The following is a 14,297-nucleotide window of genomic DNA, read 5'->3' as shown; positions in this document are numbered from 1 at the left end:
AAAGTGATACCATCGCGCATCCTCCCTGAATCGCACGTCGGCAAGCCTCTGGGAATCCCTAAATGGACTCTTTCGTTCCGGTCAATCCACTAGTTTGGAAGTTTCTGCCAGAAAGGGCAGACCAATCCAAATTTGCGCCTGCGCTCGCCGCCTTCAAGGCAAGAATTTTTGAAGATGCCGAGCGCGAAAAGGACGATCAGTTGCCTTTCACAATGATCTATGCCTGCCGCTACGATTGGCAGTGCTACATTGCGGATAAGCTTCGGCCATCGCCTTGAGCCGTTGCCAAGGGGCTGAACCGGAATCACGATTTTGCTGCTAGGCTCAGAAAGTTACGGGTAACAATAGGAAAGTATACCACGACTCCGATACGCGATCCAACTTTCTTGAAAATTGCCCGGCCCAAGCAATGGCCAATGGTGGATGTTTGGCAGGACAATCTGGCGCAGTGGCTTGAGCCTTTTGCAGCTATGTTGGCGGCGGCGGCGGCCGCTTATCCATTTCATCGCGCACTCGACCGCTCACAGCGGAACGCCGGGCACCTGTTTGGCGGTGCGGATCGTCAGCGAGGTTTTTACGCTTTCGACATTGGGCGCAGGCGTGAGTTTGCCGGTCAGGAATTCCTGAAAGCTCTGCAAATCCTTGCTCACGATCTTGAGGATAAAATCGATTTCGCCGTTGAGCATGTGGCATTCGCGCACTTCGGGCAGTTCGCGCATGTGCTCTTCGAACTCGCGCAGCGCGCTTTCGGCCTGACTTTTCAGGCTGACCATCGCGAACACGGTGATCGCAAAGCCCAGCTTCGATGGGTCGATATCGGCGTGATAGCCGCGGATCACCCCGTCTTCTTCAAGCCCGCGCACCCGCCGCAGACACGGCGGCGCGGTAAGCCCGACACGCTGCGCCAGTTCAACATTGGTTACCCGGCCTTCCGCCTGCAATTCTGACAGCAGACGGCGGTCGATTTCGTCCAGATTGGCCACTCGGCTTAAGCTCCTCCAGCACCGCGCCATTCACCAGGCGGCAACGCCACGTGCGATATGATCAAAAAGTAATATCAAGCGCACCGGGCGGCTCGCTTGGCTAATATTATTAGGTCTGCCAGCAATTGTCCCGCTTTGCAACGCGCCTCGCACGGCTGCGTGTTACAATTGCGCCATCCTGATAGAACGATAAGGACGAACCTGTTTATGAGCGTCCTACGCAGGGCGTCGATGCCTGCGATTCGGGCCGATGGGTCGGTAGGGAGTGCCGTTTGTTTTTTGATGATCGCCTTGCCACTGTGCTGCGCCAACGCGCTTCTGGCGAGGCGGGCTTGCGCACGCAGTTCCGGCAATTGCTTGATCTTCTGGGTAAAGACCGGGCTCGTCGGGGCAGTCAACCCGATCATAGCCTGATCGCCGCGGCGTGGCTGAGGATGGACGCGCTCGCCCAGGCGATCCCTGCGCCCGAACGCGCAGCCATGATCCGCGAACCCGGCTGGCGGTTCCGCAGCCCCGATCTGGCCGCACATCTCGCCGATCATGAACCCGAAGTCACCTCTGCCGCGTTGACCCGCGCCGAACTTTCACCCGCAGAATGGATCGCGCTGATCCCGCGCCTGCCCGTGCGTGCACGCGGTTTCCTGCGCAACCGGCGCGATCTGCCGGTCGACGTCGAAGCGGTGCTTTCCCGGCTGGGTGTGCATGATCGCGGGCTGCCCGCACCGATCAACGCTGATGACGATGCAGCGATTGCCGCCTCACCCCCCGCTGCCCCGATACCGCTGCACGTTGCCGCATCAAGCCCGATCCCCAAACCCCGCAATCGCGCAGACAGCGGGCGCACCGAAATTTCGGCATTGGTCGAACGGATCGCGCAATTCCGGCGCGAGCGCGGGGAGAGCCGTCAGGATGCAGAACGATCACCGCGCCTGCCGCTGGGCGAACTGCCCGAGCGGGCCGATCGCCTGGTTTCCAGCATCGGCTTTGCTGCTGATGCAACCGGGCGGATCGAATGGGCGAGCAGCGATGTCGCACCGATGGTGATCGGAATGCGGCTGTTCGCGCCGCAACGGCGGCGCGATGATGATACTGGCGACGTCGGGCTGGAACGCGCGTTTGCCCGCCGCCAGCCAATCTCGCGCGGCGAGATCACCTTGGCTGGCGCGCCCGCAATTGCCGGGGACTGGATTATCGACGCTCAGCCGCGCTTCAGCGATGAAGGCCATTTCACCGGCTATTTCGGCCGCCTGCGCCGCATCCCTGCGGAAACCAACGCCCTGCACAGTCCCGAAGCGCATGAGGCGGATCGGATCCGCCAATTGCTGCATGAACTGCGCACCCCCGTCACCGCCGTGCAAGGCTATGCCGAGGTGATCCAGCAACAATTATTTGGCCCTGCCCCGCACGAATATCGCGCGCTGGCCGCCGCGATTGCGGCTGATGCGGCGCGGATTCTGGCCGGGTTCGAGGAGCTTGACCGGTTGGCCCGGTTGGAAACCGGCGCGATCGCCATGGCGTCTGGCGAAACCGATCTGGCAGCGTTGATCCGCCGTACAGCCGCGCAGCTTGAACCGGTGCTGGAGCAACGCCGCGCCGGTCTGGAGATCAAGTTTCCGGCGAACACAACACTGCTGATCGAGCTTGATCCGGATGATGCCGAAGCATTGGTGTGGCGCCTGCTGGCGAGCCTTGCGGCAGCCTGCGGCACGGAGGAGCAGATCGTGTTGCGGCTGGCCCCGCTGATCGGCGCAAACGGGGCAATGGCGCAGCTTGGTTGCACCTTGCCGGCGCGACTGGCGGCGGAGGATGATCTGTTCGCCGCTACCGCCCGCAGCAATGACAGCGCAATCAATCCCGGACTGTTCGGCGCAGGCTTTGCACTGCGCCTCGCCCGGGCCGAAGCGCGCGTGGCCGGCGGCGGCATGGTGCGCGATGGCGATACCGTGGTGATGACCGTGCCGCTTTTGACCGATAGCCAAGGCCGGTCCAACCCGGCCGATCATGATGCATTTGCAGCAGGCAGGTAATGGCCACGAAGGCCGTGGAAACCGGACAATGGTGACAGGGTCGATGCTCGATGTGCCCGCTGCGGGAAGCACGGCAGCCTTTGCACCCGGCTTTGGGCAGCGGGTGCTGTTGACCGTCGATACCGAGGAGGAATTCGACTGGAAGGGCCCGTTTCGGCGCGATGGCTACGGGCTTGATCATGTCGCCGCGATCCCGCGGTTTCAGAGCTTTTGCGAAGGGCTTGGCGCGCATCCGGTCTATCTCGTCGATTGGCCAATCGTGAACGATCCGGCTGCGGTCGCAATTATCGGGGATGCCGTGCGGCGCGGCGCGGCGGAGGTCGGTGTGCAATTGCACCCGTGGGTCAATCCGCCTTTCAAAGAAGAGGTTTGCACGCGCAATTCCTTTGCCGGAAACCTCCCGCGCGATCTGGAAGCCGCCAAGTTCATGGCCCTGCGCGACGCTATCGAGGCCGCGTTCGGCGGCGCGCCGCTGATTTACCGCGCCGGGCGTTACGGGCTGGGAGCGCATACGGCCGAACTGCTGATGGCTGCCGGGATCCGCATCGACACTTCGGTGCGCACCCTGTTTGATTATTCCGCTGACGGCGGGCCCGATTATTCACACCATCCGCTCACGCCATACTGGGTGGATGATACGCGCCGACTGCTCGAACTGCCCGTTACCAGCGCCTATCGCGGGCCGCTCGCGCGGGTTGGGCCGCTGCTGCACCGCGCTCAGCGCCATATCCCGACCTTGTTTGCGGGCTTTTCGCGCCTCAACCTGCTCGAACGCATCGCGCTCACACCCGAAGGCGTGTCAGCCGAAGAGGCCCTGCGCGGGATTGACGTGGTGCTCAACCGCGGCTTGCCGGTGCTGGTGTTATCGTTCCACAGCCCCACGCTGGCCCCGGGCCACACCCCCTATGCCGCGACCGAAGCGGAGGTTGAGGCGCTGTATCAGTGGTTTGCCACCATCTACGCTGATTTTGCCCGGCGCGGCGTGCGTTCAACAACCGTCAGCGAAATCATCGCTGCAACCGGCGGATAACCTGAAAGCCTGTGCGCGCAGGTTCATTTCCAGCGCGTTTTGGGCCGTCATTTCGGCGCGCTGGAAAAGTCGTGCGTCCAACCGTGCATACTGGCTTGTTTCGCAACCGCGAGCAGAGTAGGGGCTCGAAATCGTCCTGTCTCCGGTGCCATGTTTTATGGGCCTGTAGCTCAGTGGTTAGAGCTGGCCGCTCATAACGGCTAGGTCGCGGGTTCGAATCCTGCCGGGCCCACCGGGGGCAGGGCGGGGCAAAAGTGTCGGGGAGTAGCGCAGCCTGGTAGCGCATCTGGTTTGGGACCAGAGGGTCGCAGGTTCGAATCCTGTCTCCCCGACCATTCTTGTTTTTATCATAATTTTCAATGTTTTATAGATTGCCAACCGCATTTTCTGGGGCAGCTTTCTGGGGCACTTCTCCCGGACATGTTAAATGGCCTCAGAAGATCGATCAGCGCGAAGGCTCAGGCCGCCCGCCCCCTTCATTCTTTGCCGTGCGCTGAGCTTTCGCACTTGCGGCCAGCATTCTCCTCACAAGTGCCAGAACAGAATCAATCGACGTTACGTTGGCCCAAGGTAAAATAGGCTCACAGGCTCAGGGAGTCTTGTCAGCGACTTTTGCAAGCCTCCGCTTGTTCCGCTTAATCATCTGACTTATATCGATTTTCAGTATCGCAGCAGGCCTTGGGTTCAACGGTGTGTTCGATTAAGAAAAAAGCAGGTCAGCGCGGCCATGACCCCGTTGTGGTTCATCAGCCATCTAAGGCACGATAGACGCTCGCTCGACCGATCCCGAGTTGCTGGGCGATCTTGGTAGCGCCTATGGGTGGGAGACGTTGCTTCGATCCGAATAGGGACCAGCCCTTCGATCTACGAATTGAAGGATGGGTTTTACCCTTGAGATTATGCTCGCGCGCTCCGCGGACGGAGATTTTTGTCAGGCTCATGGGAGCGGTCGGTTCCGCAAATGTTCACTGATGTAAAGAGCATAGTCGGGTGATTTCCCACCCCTTCTTCGGTGGAGCGAGCGGTGGGCACATTGATTCTGGACGAAGCCGCGCGGCGCTGCAATTCTCTTCGCGGCAACGGGCGTGCACTTATGGTTTACAGCCCCCTAAAATCGGCGCATTTATTCGCTATGCCTGTCGGCAGTGTGGTTTTCCCGACAGACAAGGGCTGTGATGGGCCGGAACGCGCGTTGCGTCCGGCAAGATCGACAAGACACCCATCCGGCGATCGGTTCGCAAAAGCAATGCGTGGCTTGCCCGGCAACCCTTGCGGGCTGGCGCGTCGTCGATCGTTCCAAGGGTCGGGGGAAATCATATGCCGACAATGACGGAAAAAGACTTGCAGGCGAAGGATTCGCTTAAAGACAGGTCGATCACCATAACGGTCTCACCGGTGCTCAACTGGATCGACCCCATCAAACCCACGATCGAGACCAGTTCGATCGGGTTTGCATTAACAGCCAGCGATCCTCCGGGAACGGCGACGGTCGATACTTCGGGATCGGTCAATATCTCGCAGATGCCCGCCGCACCCGGTTATGACGAAAACATCGACATCACCTTGCTGCTCGATACCAGCAACATGCGAGACGCGAATGGCAACCTGTTGACGGGCGATAACACGCCGCGCTGGGCCAAGTCTGATGAAGGCACGACCTACACCGATGGCAAGGGCAAGACGCAGCACTGCGGATATGGCTGGTTCTGCGAGATCACCAACTATGGTCCGCCACTCCAGTATGTTGCCTTGCCGCCGATCGACATCGACAAGATGGCCTTCAAGCGCAAGGATGACCTCAATCTGGTCATCGAAGACAAGTCCGATGACGGTAGTCCGCCCTATGCGTTCAAATTCGGTTTCGTTCTACCTGGTCAATACAACGGCTATTTCATCAGCATCGACCCGGTGATCAGCACCAAGTCTACTCGCACCAGCAGCTTCATGCTGAAGGACTAGCGCGATCGTTCGGCAAGATAGGCGGGGTGACGAAAGCCCCGCCTGTCGAGCCTTTCGCTGATTGCGTCCGCCTGCTCGGCCAGGCCGAGCCGCTTCGACAGCCGGAAACGATCCAGGTCGGCCCCGCCATATTCGGGCAGGAGTTTCAGCGCGGTGGCCCAATGTGACCGGGCGCTGTCCGTCCGCTTCAGTCTGGCATCGACATCGCCGGCCAGCCGCAGCGCAGCGACGCGATCCTCCGGCTCGAGATCCAGCCTTAGCGCCTCTGCTGCCAGCGCCTCGGCCCGCGCCGTATCGCCTGCAGCCAGAGCAAAGCGCCCGCGGGTGCGGAGTTCGCGGCTGTGGAGGAAGACCGACCAGGCAGCGTTCTTGGGATCTTTGGCCATCATCCGGCCGAGCAGCGCCGAGGCGGCATCCAGCATCGCCCTGCTGTCCTCCTTGCGTCCGGCATAGGCAAGAATGTCGCTCAGATCGAGCCGCCCGCTAACCTCGGTTTCCTGCCATTCGGTATTCGCCGGTTCCAGGCGCCGCATTTCCGCGTTGAGTTCGATGCCCTGCTCGTAGGATCGGATCGCCTCGTCAAGCTGCCCCAACTGTAGTTGCTGCTGTCCGACGAACTGGTGCGCCAGCGAAAGGCGGTTCCTGGCCATGGCATTAGCAAGGTCGCGCCGCAGCACCTCTTCATAGACCGCGATTTCCCGCTGATGCAGGGCCAGTGATTCCGCGACTTTGCCGATCTCGTTCTTAGCCACACCGAGCCAGTTGACCGCAAGACCCAACTCGATTTGTTGATCTGCATTGAAAGCGCCGCTCGTGGCGACAGCCTCGATCAAGCGCAGCCCATTCGCGAAGGCCGACTCGGATTCGGCATGCCTCCCTTGCGCATTGAACATCACACCGAGATTGGTCTCGGCATAGCTGCCTTCCATCTGCCACTTCGGGTTCTTCGGATCGAGCGCGATCAGCCGGTCGGCGAGGCGCTTGTATTCGCGATACTGGGCTTCGGCAGCTTTCAACTCACCCCGATTATAGGCGATGTAACCGACCCAGAATACGCTTTGCGCGTGGTCGAAGACGCGCTGCTGGTTGTCGGGATCGCGCGCCAGCTGTTCCTGCGTCGTTGCCGCAGCCTGCCGGAAGGCACGCAGGGCATCATCGCTGTCCCCGCGAATATTGCTGACCTCGCCCACCAGCAGCAGCGCCCGTGCGCGGCGGCCGAGCGAGTCCTTGTCAAGATCGCCGAGCTTTTGCTTGGCGTAGTAATCGAGCGCACGCGTGCCGACCACGTCGAGCGCATCAAGCCGTCCGACTGGTTCGAGCCTGTCACGCAGGTCAGTGAGCATGAATTCGACCAGCCCATCAGCCTCGTTGCGCTGGAATTCGGCCTCCATGCGCGCCTGCACCGCGACCCACGCCAGCCCGCTCATCACAGTCGCCAGCGCCAGTGATGCGGATACAACAATGCGGGTGCGGGTGGCGCGACGGCGTTCGTCGCGGTTGACCAGCTCGCCCAGCCCCACGCCCAGCATCGCAGCGGCAAGTTTCAGGATGGCCCGCCGCTTGCCATCGCCGGTGATCCGCGCATCGGCGGCCAGTGGCGCATCGGCGAGGCTGTCGCCAATCGTAAGGTCGGAATTGACGCCATGAGTCAGCGCTATTGGGAAGCATTCGGCATCGGCGCTGCCGGGTTCGCCATCGACAATTAGGGCAAGCACTTTATCTGGATCGCGGTGTGCCTTGAAGAAGGCAATTTCCCGGTCGACCCAACGCGATTGCGCTGAATTGGGGGAACACACGACTATCAGGAATTCCGAAGCTAGCAGCGCCTTTTCCACCGCGTCGCCGATGCTTGCACCTGCGGCTTCTTCCTCGCGGTCCTTGAAAATGGGATTGAGTCGGGCTGGCACCTTGCCAAGTGCACCATCCTTGCCAACCAGTGCGGCTGGCGTGCGATAAGTTTCCAGCCTGTGATGCAGCCAGTTGCCCCATTTGGCGTCGGACCAACTGTAGCTGATAAAGGCGCGGTAACGATATTCGCTCACGGCTCCCCCCACCGTTCGACCAATGTCATCCTGCTCGTCAGGATAGGGCAAAGTCACCAAATCGCAAAATAGCAATATCGACGAGAAGACTTTCCGCTTTGAAAATTGAATACCCTTGTGCTTGCTGCCACGCGAAAAAGCACATTGAGCCGAAGATTGGTTGTTCGTGTATTGGGATCTCGAAACTCACGTATACTACTATAAAGTCTGGCAAGGTTTCCCTTCTCTGCGCGATGATCATGGCTTCACTGGCGGGCTCATGATCGTCGTCGCGTCGGGCCTAAAACCTTCCGGCTGCTTGTAAGCTCCGCCGGCTGGTCTGGGCATTGTGGGTTGCTGTTCCAACAGTGTCCGGTGTCATAGAAGCAGCAACGAAAGGCGCGGCAATCGAGAGGGCGCAGAGCGTGGCGACTGACAGGTCGAAATCACCCGCAGTCCGCCCTTCAGCTTCCCACCCAATTGCGGCCATAGGCGGCCTAGAGGTCGATTCCAGCAACCGGAATGGCGGCCTTTGGCGGGAACCAGCCTGTCCGGCAATGGTTGTGCCTGCCGGATCAGCAGATCGGCACCGGGCGGAGTGCGCTGGATGACACCATCGAGGATTTCTGTCCGGGTGCGGGTGGGATCGAAGAAGCGATACTCGAGTTCGAACCGAGCCTCCCGCCGCCCGTGGCGTATGATCGACCTGCGCGACGGCAAGCGCATCAATCCCTCGATGCTCGTCACCGACGAACCCGTGGTGATGACCGACTGGGAACTGCACGATTTCGCCGTGCAGGTGATGAGGAACGACCTGAAGGAGCGCGGCTACGAAATCATGTCGTCGCATTCCAACCCGCAGGTCGACCCCAACATCTGGTTCGTCGCCGACATGGCAAAGGGGCCCGAATGGGTGGTGGTGCGGGCGGCCCGCTTCCTCGAGCAGCGTGCCGAGAGAACCGCCAACCTCGACGCTATCGCCCGGAACGTGGCGCATATGAGCGGGCATGGTCACTTCGCATCCGTGAACTTCGCGTCCGCAGATGACCCTGAAGAACCACTGCGGCGCGAACATGGTGCAGAGGTGGCATTCAACGGGCTCGTGCCCATCACCTTATCATCTGAATCGGCGAGCAGCCCCTATGATCGATGACCTTGTTTATTGGCGTCGCCGCGTAACCAGCCAAAGCCATCAAGCCACGCTGCAGCGCACCGGCCCCGCAGTTCATTCCATGAACCAACCGTGGCTGACGATCAGCGATTGCCCGGTCAACGCGTTGGTTTTTGCGCCGGCGAAATAGAGCACTGCTTCGGCAACGTCCTCGACCGTGGTGAATTCGCCATCGACCGTTTCCTTGAGCATGACGGTCTTGATCACATCTTCTTCGCTGATGCCGAGGGCCTGCGCCTGTTCGGGGATCTGCTTGTCGACCAACGGCGTGCGAACAAAACCGGGGCACACCACATTGCTGCGCACATTGTGTTTTGCGCCTTCCTTGGCGACCACTTTGGACAGGCCTATCAGCCCGTGTTTGGCGGTGACATAGGCCGATTTGAGCAAGGATGCCTCTTTCGAATGGACCGAGCCGATATACACAATCGAGCCGGAACCGGCGGCATACATATGTTTGGCACAGGCCTTGGTGGTCAGAAAAGCCCCGTCGAGATGCACGGCGAGCATCTTCTTCCAGTCGGCAAAGGGATAATCCTCGATCGGATGGACGATCTGGATACCGGCATTGCTGACCAAGATGTCGATCCGGCCATAGGTTTTCTGCACCAGATCAACCCCGGCGTTGACGGCAGCTTCATCGGTCACATTCATTTCGACGCCGATGGCCTGGCCGCCCTGTGCGATGATGTCCTGCGCCGCAGCCTGCGCTGCGTCCAATTTGAGATCGGCAATCGCCACGATTGCCCCTTCGCGCGCAAAGGCATGGGCAATTTCCTTGCCAATACCACTGGCAGCCCCGGTGACGATCGCGACTTTATCCTTGAAACGGTTCATGCAAATTTCCTTCGATCGGGTGTCATTTGGCGAGATAGTCATGCACAACTTCGCCAAGATTAAGGGTGAGGTCAGCAACCAGATGCACTGCTGAAAGGATCTCCAATACCGGCAGATCGGCAACCGGAGCCAGAGCATGGGGGTGCAATTCCAGCGCGGCCGGCCCGCTCCACGCCCCTTTGAGCGTTACGTCCGACAGGTAATAGCGCACGAGTTCGCAGATCCGCGGCGTGCCGTCGACATGGGGAATGATCTTGAGCAGGAATCCCGGCTCGCCCAATGCGGCCAGCGCCTTGGCACTGTCGAGCGCCTGATGCTTGTAGCCCATGCTGCCGGTGGCAATCCGCACCGGGCCATAATCAAGCGTGCCCAGCAAGGTATCGTGCGCTGTGATCAGGGTGGGCGTAGCCAATTTCTTGGGAAAGCCCCACAATTCGCGTCCGCCCGCGATCGGGGGGTCATCGTCAAGAAACATCGCATGGACATAGCCGCCCTGCTGACCCTTGAACGATACCGGAATAACCTGGCCCGATTCAGTATAGTCGCCAAACCCGGTGCTGTCCGGCATCCGGATAAATTCGTATTTCACAATCGGGGCGTCGCATTCAAGCGGCGCTGGCACCACCCGTTTCAGCGCCTCCGGATCAGTCCGATAGGTGATGATCAGATATTCGCGGTCCATGAAACGATAGGGGCCGGGCGGATAGCTCGGTGAATGCAGCGGCATCGAAAATGCGTGCGCGCGGATATCGGCGGCCTTCATGTGATGAATCCTGGCAGGCGGTGATCAGGCGAGGTAATCATGGACAACCACTCCCAGTTCGAGGGTGAAATCGGCGATCAGATGCACCGACGATACAACTTCCAATACCGGCAGATCAGCCAGCGGGGCTAGCGCGTGGGGTTGCAGATCAAGCGATGCCGGCCCGGTCCATGCCCCCTTCAACACAATATCGCGGCGATAATATTGCACCAGCTCGCACACGCGCGGCGTGCCATCGACATGCGGGATGATCTTGAGCAGGAACCCCGGCTCACCCAGCATCGCCAATGCCGACCCTTCATCAATCGCCCGGTGCTTGTAGCCCATGGTCGCCCGGGCAACCCGTTCCGGCCCGTAATCCAGCGTTCCCAGCAGCGTGTCATGCGCGACCTTGAGGCAAGGGCTGGCCAGTTTCTGCGGGAACCCCCACAATTCCCGGCCACCGGAAATTGGCGCGTGCACATCCAGAAACATGTTGTGGGTATAGGCGCCCTGCAGGCCATTCAGCTGCACCGGAATATGCTGCGCGGCGCCTGAATAGCGGCCAAAACCGGTGCTGGCGTCCATGCGCATGAATTCCAGCCTGACCAACGGCTGATCGGCCACCAAAGGTTCGGGCACCGCTTGCTCGATCGCGGCAGGATCGGTGCGATAGGTGACAATCATGTGTTCGCGGTTGGTATAGCGGTAGGGGCCACGCGGATAGGACGGGCTGACCAAAGGCATCGCAAAGGCTGTATCAGGCAGGCGGGGGGCACTTGCATCACGGGAAGATGTCATGCCGGTTTTGTCTCCATGACGGGCTGAACATCACTGACATCTCGATCATTGCCAGACTTCCCGGCGTTTTGTGCCACCAGCCGTTCGTGCATCACATCGAACACCCGCACCCCCTCGTGTGGCTCAGCGGGTTTCAACCACGGGGCCGCTTCCAGCGTAGCGGTGGCATCGCGCAGCCCTTGCTTCCAACGGCGGAGCATTGTCGGGCGGGTAAATTCATAATCCTTTGCCGCACCTTGAGGGGAAAATGGACGATAGATGATCTGGGCGATGTCCATCGTTGTGACACAGCCCAAACTGCGCAGCCGCTTGGCTTCGGGCGTCTCGCGAAGGTTTTCCGGCAGAGTGTTTATCAATTCGTTGATCGCGTAGCGCACCTCGTGCCTTTGTTTGAAGTTGTTGGTATTGTCGCGTGTGCGGCTGGCATAACGAATATCATTCTGGCGCTCGGCAACCTCTTCCAGACTGGTTGGTGTCTGGCCCGCGGCCTGAAAAACATCGACCTGAAAGGTCAACCGACTGCGCCTTGGCATGTAATCGAGAACGTATTGCAGCGGAGTGTTGGAAACCAGCCCACCGTCCCAATAGAATTCGCCATCGATCTCGACCGGCGGGAACCCGGGGGGCAGAGCGCCGCTGGCCATGATATGTTCGGCCCTCAGTGGAATTTCCGCGCTATCGAAATAGGCGAAACGAGCCGTGCGAATATTCACCGCGCCCACGCTAAGGCGAACCCCTTCAGCATGATTGATGCGGTCAAAATCGACCAGCCGCTCCAGCGTGGTCTTGAGTTCTTCAGTCTTGTAGTAGCTGACCGGTTGGGTCGCGCCGAGCCAATCGAACAGGTTGTTCGGCGTGAAAAATCCGGGCTGACCAAACATCAACGCGGCCTGCCCACCCAATTTCTTTTGCCAGGCAGACCACGGATCCTTGAGATCAGTGGGCCACATCGATGATGGAGCGGTAATCGTCTCCCAAAATTCGCGCAGTCGCGCGACCCGGTGTTCGGGGGGATTCCCGGCAATCAAGGCAGCGTTGATAGCGCCAATTGAAATGCCTGCGACCCAGTCAGGGCAGTAACGCGATGTCGCAATCGCCTCATAAACACCGGCTTGATAACTACCAAGTGCACCGCCGCCTTGTAAGACAAGACTGACTTTTTTGTCATAAATATTACCAGAGCCCATGCTTATTTCCTCGCATACGTATTTCATACTATATTCTAATATAAATGCTTCCAGTTGTTAATTCAAAAAATTCGACATCCATATCCCTTATAAAAAGTGGTTCGTTTGAATTTTGGTAAGGTTACATGTTCATATGAATATAGATTTTTATAATTTTACATCACTATTAGAGTCCAGACTCATTCAGAGCCAGAAGGCGGCAGCGGTGGCGAGCGCCACACCTGATAGGAAGTGGCGGCAAGCTTGTCGTAGCGTGTGGCGACACGGCGGACCCGAAGGGCGGCGAAGCCAACTCCTTGAGGCGGCAAAAGGCATTTTTGACGAGGTGACGTTCGCGATATCGCTGTTTGTCGTAACGGATTGTGCGCTTGCGGTTTTGCCGCCCTGGGATCACCGAAGTGGTGCCTGATTCGCGTACGGCCATTCCGGATCGCCCGATTGTTTCCTTTGCCCTCCGATCTCTCTAAGCTCGTCGGAGGAGGGATCGACAATGGCTCTATTCGACAGGCTGATCGCGGCGGCAACTATCAGGCGGTTGGTGATCGTCGCCCTGATCTGCGGGGGCATTCGCTATGGTGTGATGCCGCGCATTGGGGCCGAATTGTTGACGACCCCCGGCGCGGGGCCGCTCGATCTGATGTTTGCCTATACCCCGGCAGAGGCGTTTGCGAATATCGGTGCCTTTTCGGATGCTGCCCGCAGTTCCTACCGGATGTTTCTGGTCACGGCGGATATCGCCTATCCGATCAGCTATACGCTGTTGTTCGTCTGGGCGATTGCGCTTGTCACCCGCACCACCCGGCTGGAACACGCCCGCTGGCCGTTCGCGCCGCCGCTGCTGTTGTTCAGTTTAGACATTCTGGAAAATGCCACGGTTTTCATGCTTCTTAGCCTGCACCCGGATCAGCCGGTGGCGCTGGCCTGGATGGCGAGCATCTTCACGACCCTGAAATGGTCGTTTGCGGGGATTACCGTTCTGGTGCTTGTCTATGCGTTGGGACTGCGCCTTCTGAAACAGGGCACACCGCCCGAAACCCGATAGGAAGGAGAACCTTTCATGCCAACCAATCGCTTGTTCCTTTACGCCACCGGCGCCGCCATGGCGGCGGCCGCCGCCCTTGCCCCCGCCGCGTCGAATGCCGGGGAGCCGATCTATCACGCTGCCGAAGGGATGCCATTTTCCGAAGCGGTGCGAGTGGGCGACATGCTGTATCTATCGGGCCAGATCGGCGTTGCTCCGGGGGAAACAACGCTGGCGGCGGGCGGGATCGCGGGCGAAACCCGCCAGACCATGGACAATATCGGCGCGGTTTTGGCGCGGCATGGCCTAGGGTTTGATGATGTCGTCAAATGCACGGTGATGCTTGCCGACATGAATGATTGGCCAGCGTTCAACGCCGTCTATGTCGGCTATTTCAAGCCGGATCGCTTGCCCGCCCGCAGCGCCTTTGGGTCGACCGGCCTCGCCTATGGCGGGCGGGTTGAACTGGAATGCTGGGCCTATAGCCCGCAAGCCAAAGCCCAGCGCTGAAATGACCT

At 59.7% G+C, this 14,297-nt stretch carries 13 protein-coding genes, 2 tRNA genes and 1 pseudogene; 9 read left to right on the top strand and 7 right to left on the bottom strand.

Annotation, left to right across the window (positions count from 1 at the left end):
* The first annotated feature begins 62 nt into the window (after positions 1 to 62).
* Complete coding sequence (locus ABIE62_RS03460) at positions 63 to 278, top strand: hypothetical protein (protein WP_354323570.1); 216 nt, start codon at positions 63 to 65, stop codon at positions 276 to 278.
* A gap of 243 nt (positions 279 to 521) precedes the next feature.
* Here the strand turns inward: ABIE62_RS03460 and ABIE62_RS03455 are convergent, their stop codons facing one another.
* Positions 522 to 983 (bottom strand): Lrp/AsnC family transcriptional regulator, encoded by a 462-nt coding sequence (locus tag ABIE62_RS03455; RefSeq protein ID WP_354323569.1) that lies wholly within the window; start codon positions 981 to 983, stop codon positions 522 to 524.
* Positions 984 to 1,255: 272 nt separating this feature from the next.
* On the opposite strand from ABIE62_RS03455, the gene ABIE62_RS03450 reads away from it, so the two are divergent.
* From ABIE62_RS03450 to ABIE62_RS03430, 5 genes are all read left to right on the top strand, one after another.
* On the top strand, positions 1,256 to 3,010 hold the full coding sequence (locus ABIE62_RS03450; RefSeq protein ID WP_354323567.1) for a histidine kinase dimerization/phospho-acceptor domain-containing protein: 1,755 nt from the start codon (positions 1,256 to 1,258) through the stop codon (positions 3,008 to 3,010).
* Positions 3,011 to 3,038: 28 nt separating this feature from the next.
* Entirely contained in the window at positions 3,039 to 4,040 is a 1,002-nt protein-coding gene (locus ABIE62_RS03445; protein WP_354323599.1) for a polysaccharide deacetylase family protein, read from the top strand.
* 159 nt (positions 4,041 to 4,199) lie between these two features.
* Positions 4,200 to 4,272, top strand: a tRNA-Ile gene (locus ABIE62_RS03440).
* Positions 4,273 to 4,298: 26 nt separating this feature from the next.
* Positions 4,299 to 4,375 (top strand) — tRNA-Pro (locus tag ABIE62_RS03435).
* Between the two features lie 982 nt (positions 4,376 to 5,357).
* Positions 5,358 to 5,999, top strand: coding sequence for a hypothetical protein (locus ABIE62_RS03430; protein ID WP_354323565.1), 642 nt, complete (start codon positions 5,358 to 5,360; stop codon positions 5,997 to 5,999).
* Here ABIE62_RS03430 and ABIE62_RS03425 read toward each other — a convergent pair.
* Complete coding sequence (locus ABIE62_RS03425) at positions 5,996 to 8,098, bottom strand: TIR domain-containing protein (RefSeq protein WP_354323563.1); 2,103 nt, start codon at positions 8,096 to 8,098, stop codon at positions 5,996 to 5,998. The two genes, ABIE62_RS03430 and ABIE62_RS03425, sit on opposite strands and share 4 nt — an antisense overlap.
* Before the next feature lie 619 nt (positions 8,099 to 8,717).
* Here ABIE62_RS03425 and ABIE62_RS03420 point away from each other — a divergent pair.
* Positions 8,718 to 9,173, top strand: coding sequence for a DUF8840 domain-containing protein (locus ABIE62_RS03420; protein WP_354323562.1), 456 nt, complete (start codon positions 8,718 to 8,720; stop codon positions 9,171 to 9,173).
* 72 nt (positions 9,174 to 9,245) lie between these two features.
* Here the strand turns inward: ABIE62_RS03420 and ABIE62_RS03415 are convergent, their stop codons facing one another.
* From ABIE62_RS03415 to ABIE62_RS03395, 5 genes and pseudogenes are all read right to left on the bottom strand, one after another.
* Positions 9,246 to 10,028 (bottom strand): 3-hydroxybutyrate dehydrogenase, encoded by a 783-nt coding sequence (locus ABIE62_RS03415; RefSeq protein ID WP_354323560.1) that lies wholly within the window; start codon positions 10,026 to 10,028, stop codon positions 9,246 to 9,248.
* Positions 10,029 to 10,050: 22 nt separating this feature from the next.
* Positions 10,051 to 10,791: an acetoacetate decarboxylase gene (locus ABIE62_RS03410; protein WP_354323559.1), complete on the bottom strand. Its 741-nt coding sequence runs from the start codon at positions 10,789 to 10,791 to the stop codon at positions 10,051 to 10,053.
* 24 nt (positions 10,792 to 10,815) lie between these two features.
* Positions 10,816 to 11,571: an acetoacetate decarboxylase gene (locus ABIE62_RS03405; RefSeq protein ID WP_354323557.1), complete on the bottom strand. Its 756-nt coding sequence runs from the start codon at positions 11,569 to 11,571 to the stop codon at positions 10,816 to 10,818.
* Complete coding sequence (locus ABIE62_RS03400) at positions 11,568 to 12,758, bottom strand: DUF3734 domain-containing protein (RefSeq protein ID WP_354323556.1); 1,191 nt, start codon at positions 12,756 to 12,758, stop codon at positions 11,568 to 11,570. The genes ABIE62_RS03405 and ABIE62_RS03400 overlap by 4 nt, the downstream gene beginning before the upstream one ends.
* 183 nt (positions 12,759 to 12,941) lie before the next feature.
* Positions 12,942 to 13,176: pseudogene (locus ABIE62_RS03395) on the bottom strand (IS5/IS1182 family transposase); the annotation flags it as partial.
* A 72-nt stretch (positions 13,177 to 13,248) separates the two neighbouring features.
* Here ABIE62_RS03395 and ABIE62_RS03390 point away from each other — a divergent pair.
* Positions 13,249 to 13,800, top strand: coding sequence for a hypothetical protein (locus tag ABIE62_RS03390; RefSeq protein ID WP_354323554.1), 552 nt, complete (start codon positions 13,249 to 13,251; stop codon positions 13,798 to 13,800).
* A gap of 15 nt (positions 13,801 to 13,815) precedes the next feature.
* Entirely contained in the window at positions 13,816 to 14,289 is a 474-nt protein-coding gene (locus ABIE62_RS03385; protein ID WP_354323552.1) for a RidA family protein, read from the top strand.
* Positions 14,290 to 14,297: the final 8 nt, after the last annotated feature.

This window comes from Porphyrobacter sp. MBR-155 (genome assembly GCF_040547625.1).
In the GTDB taxonomy this organism is placed as follows: Bacteria; Pseudomonadota; Alphaproteobacteria; order Sphingomonadales; family Sphingomonadaceae; genus Erythrobacter.
The sequence above is the reverse complement of the archived record's forward strand: the minus strand, read 5'-3'. Positions and strand labels throughout refer to the sequence as shown.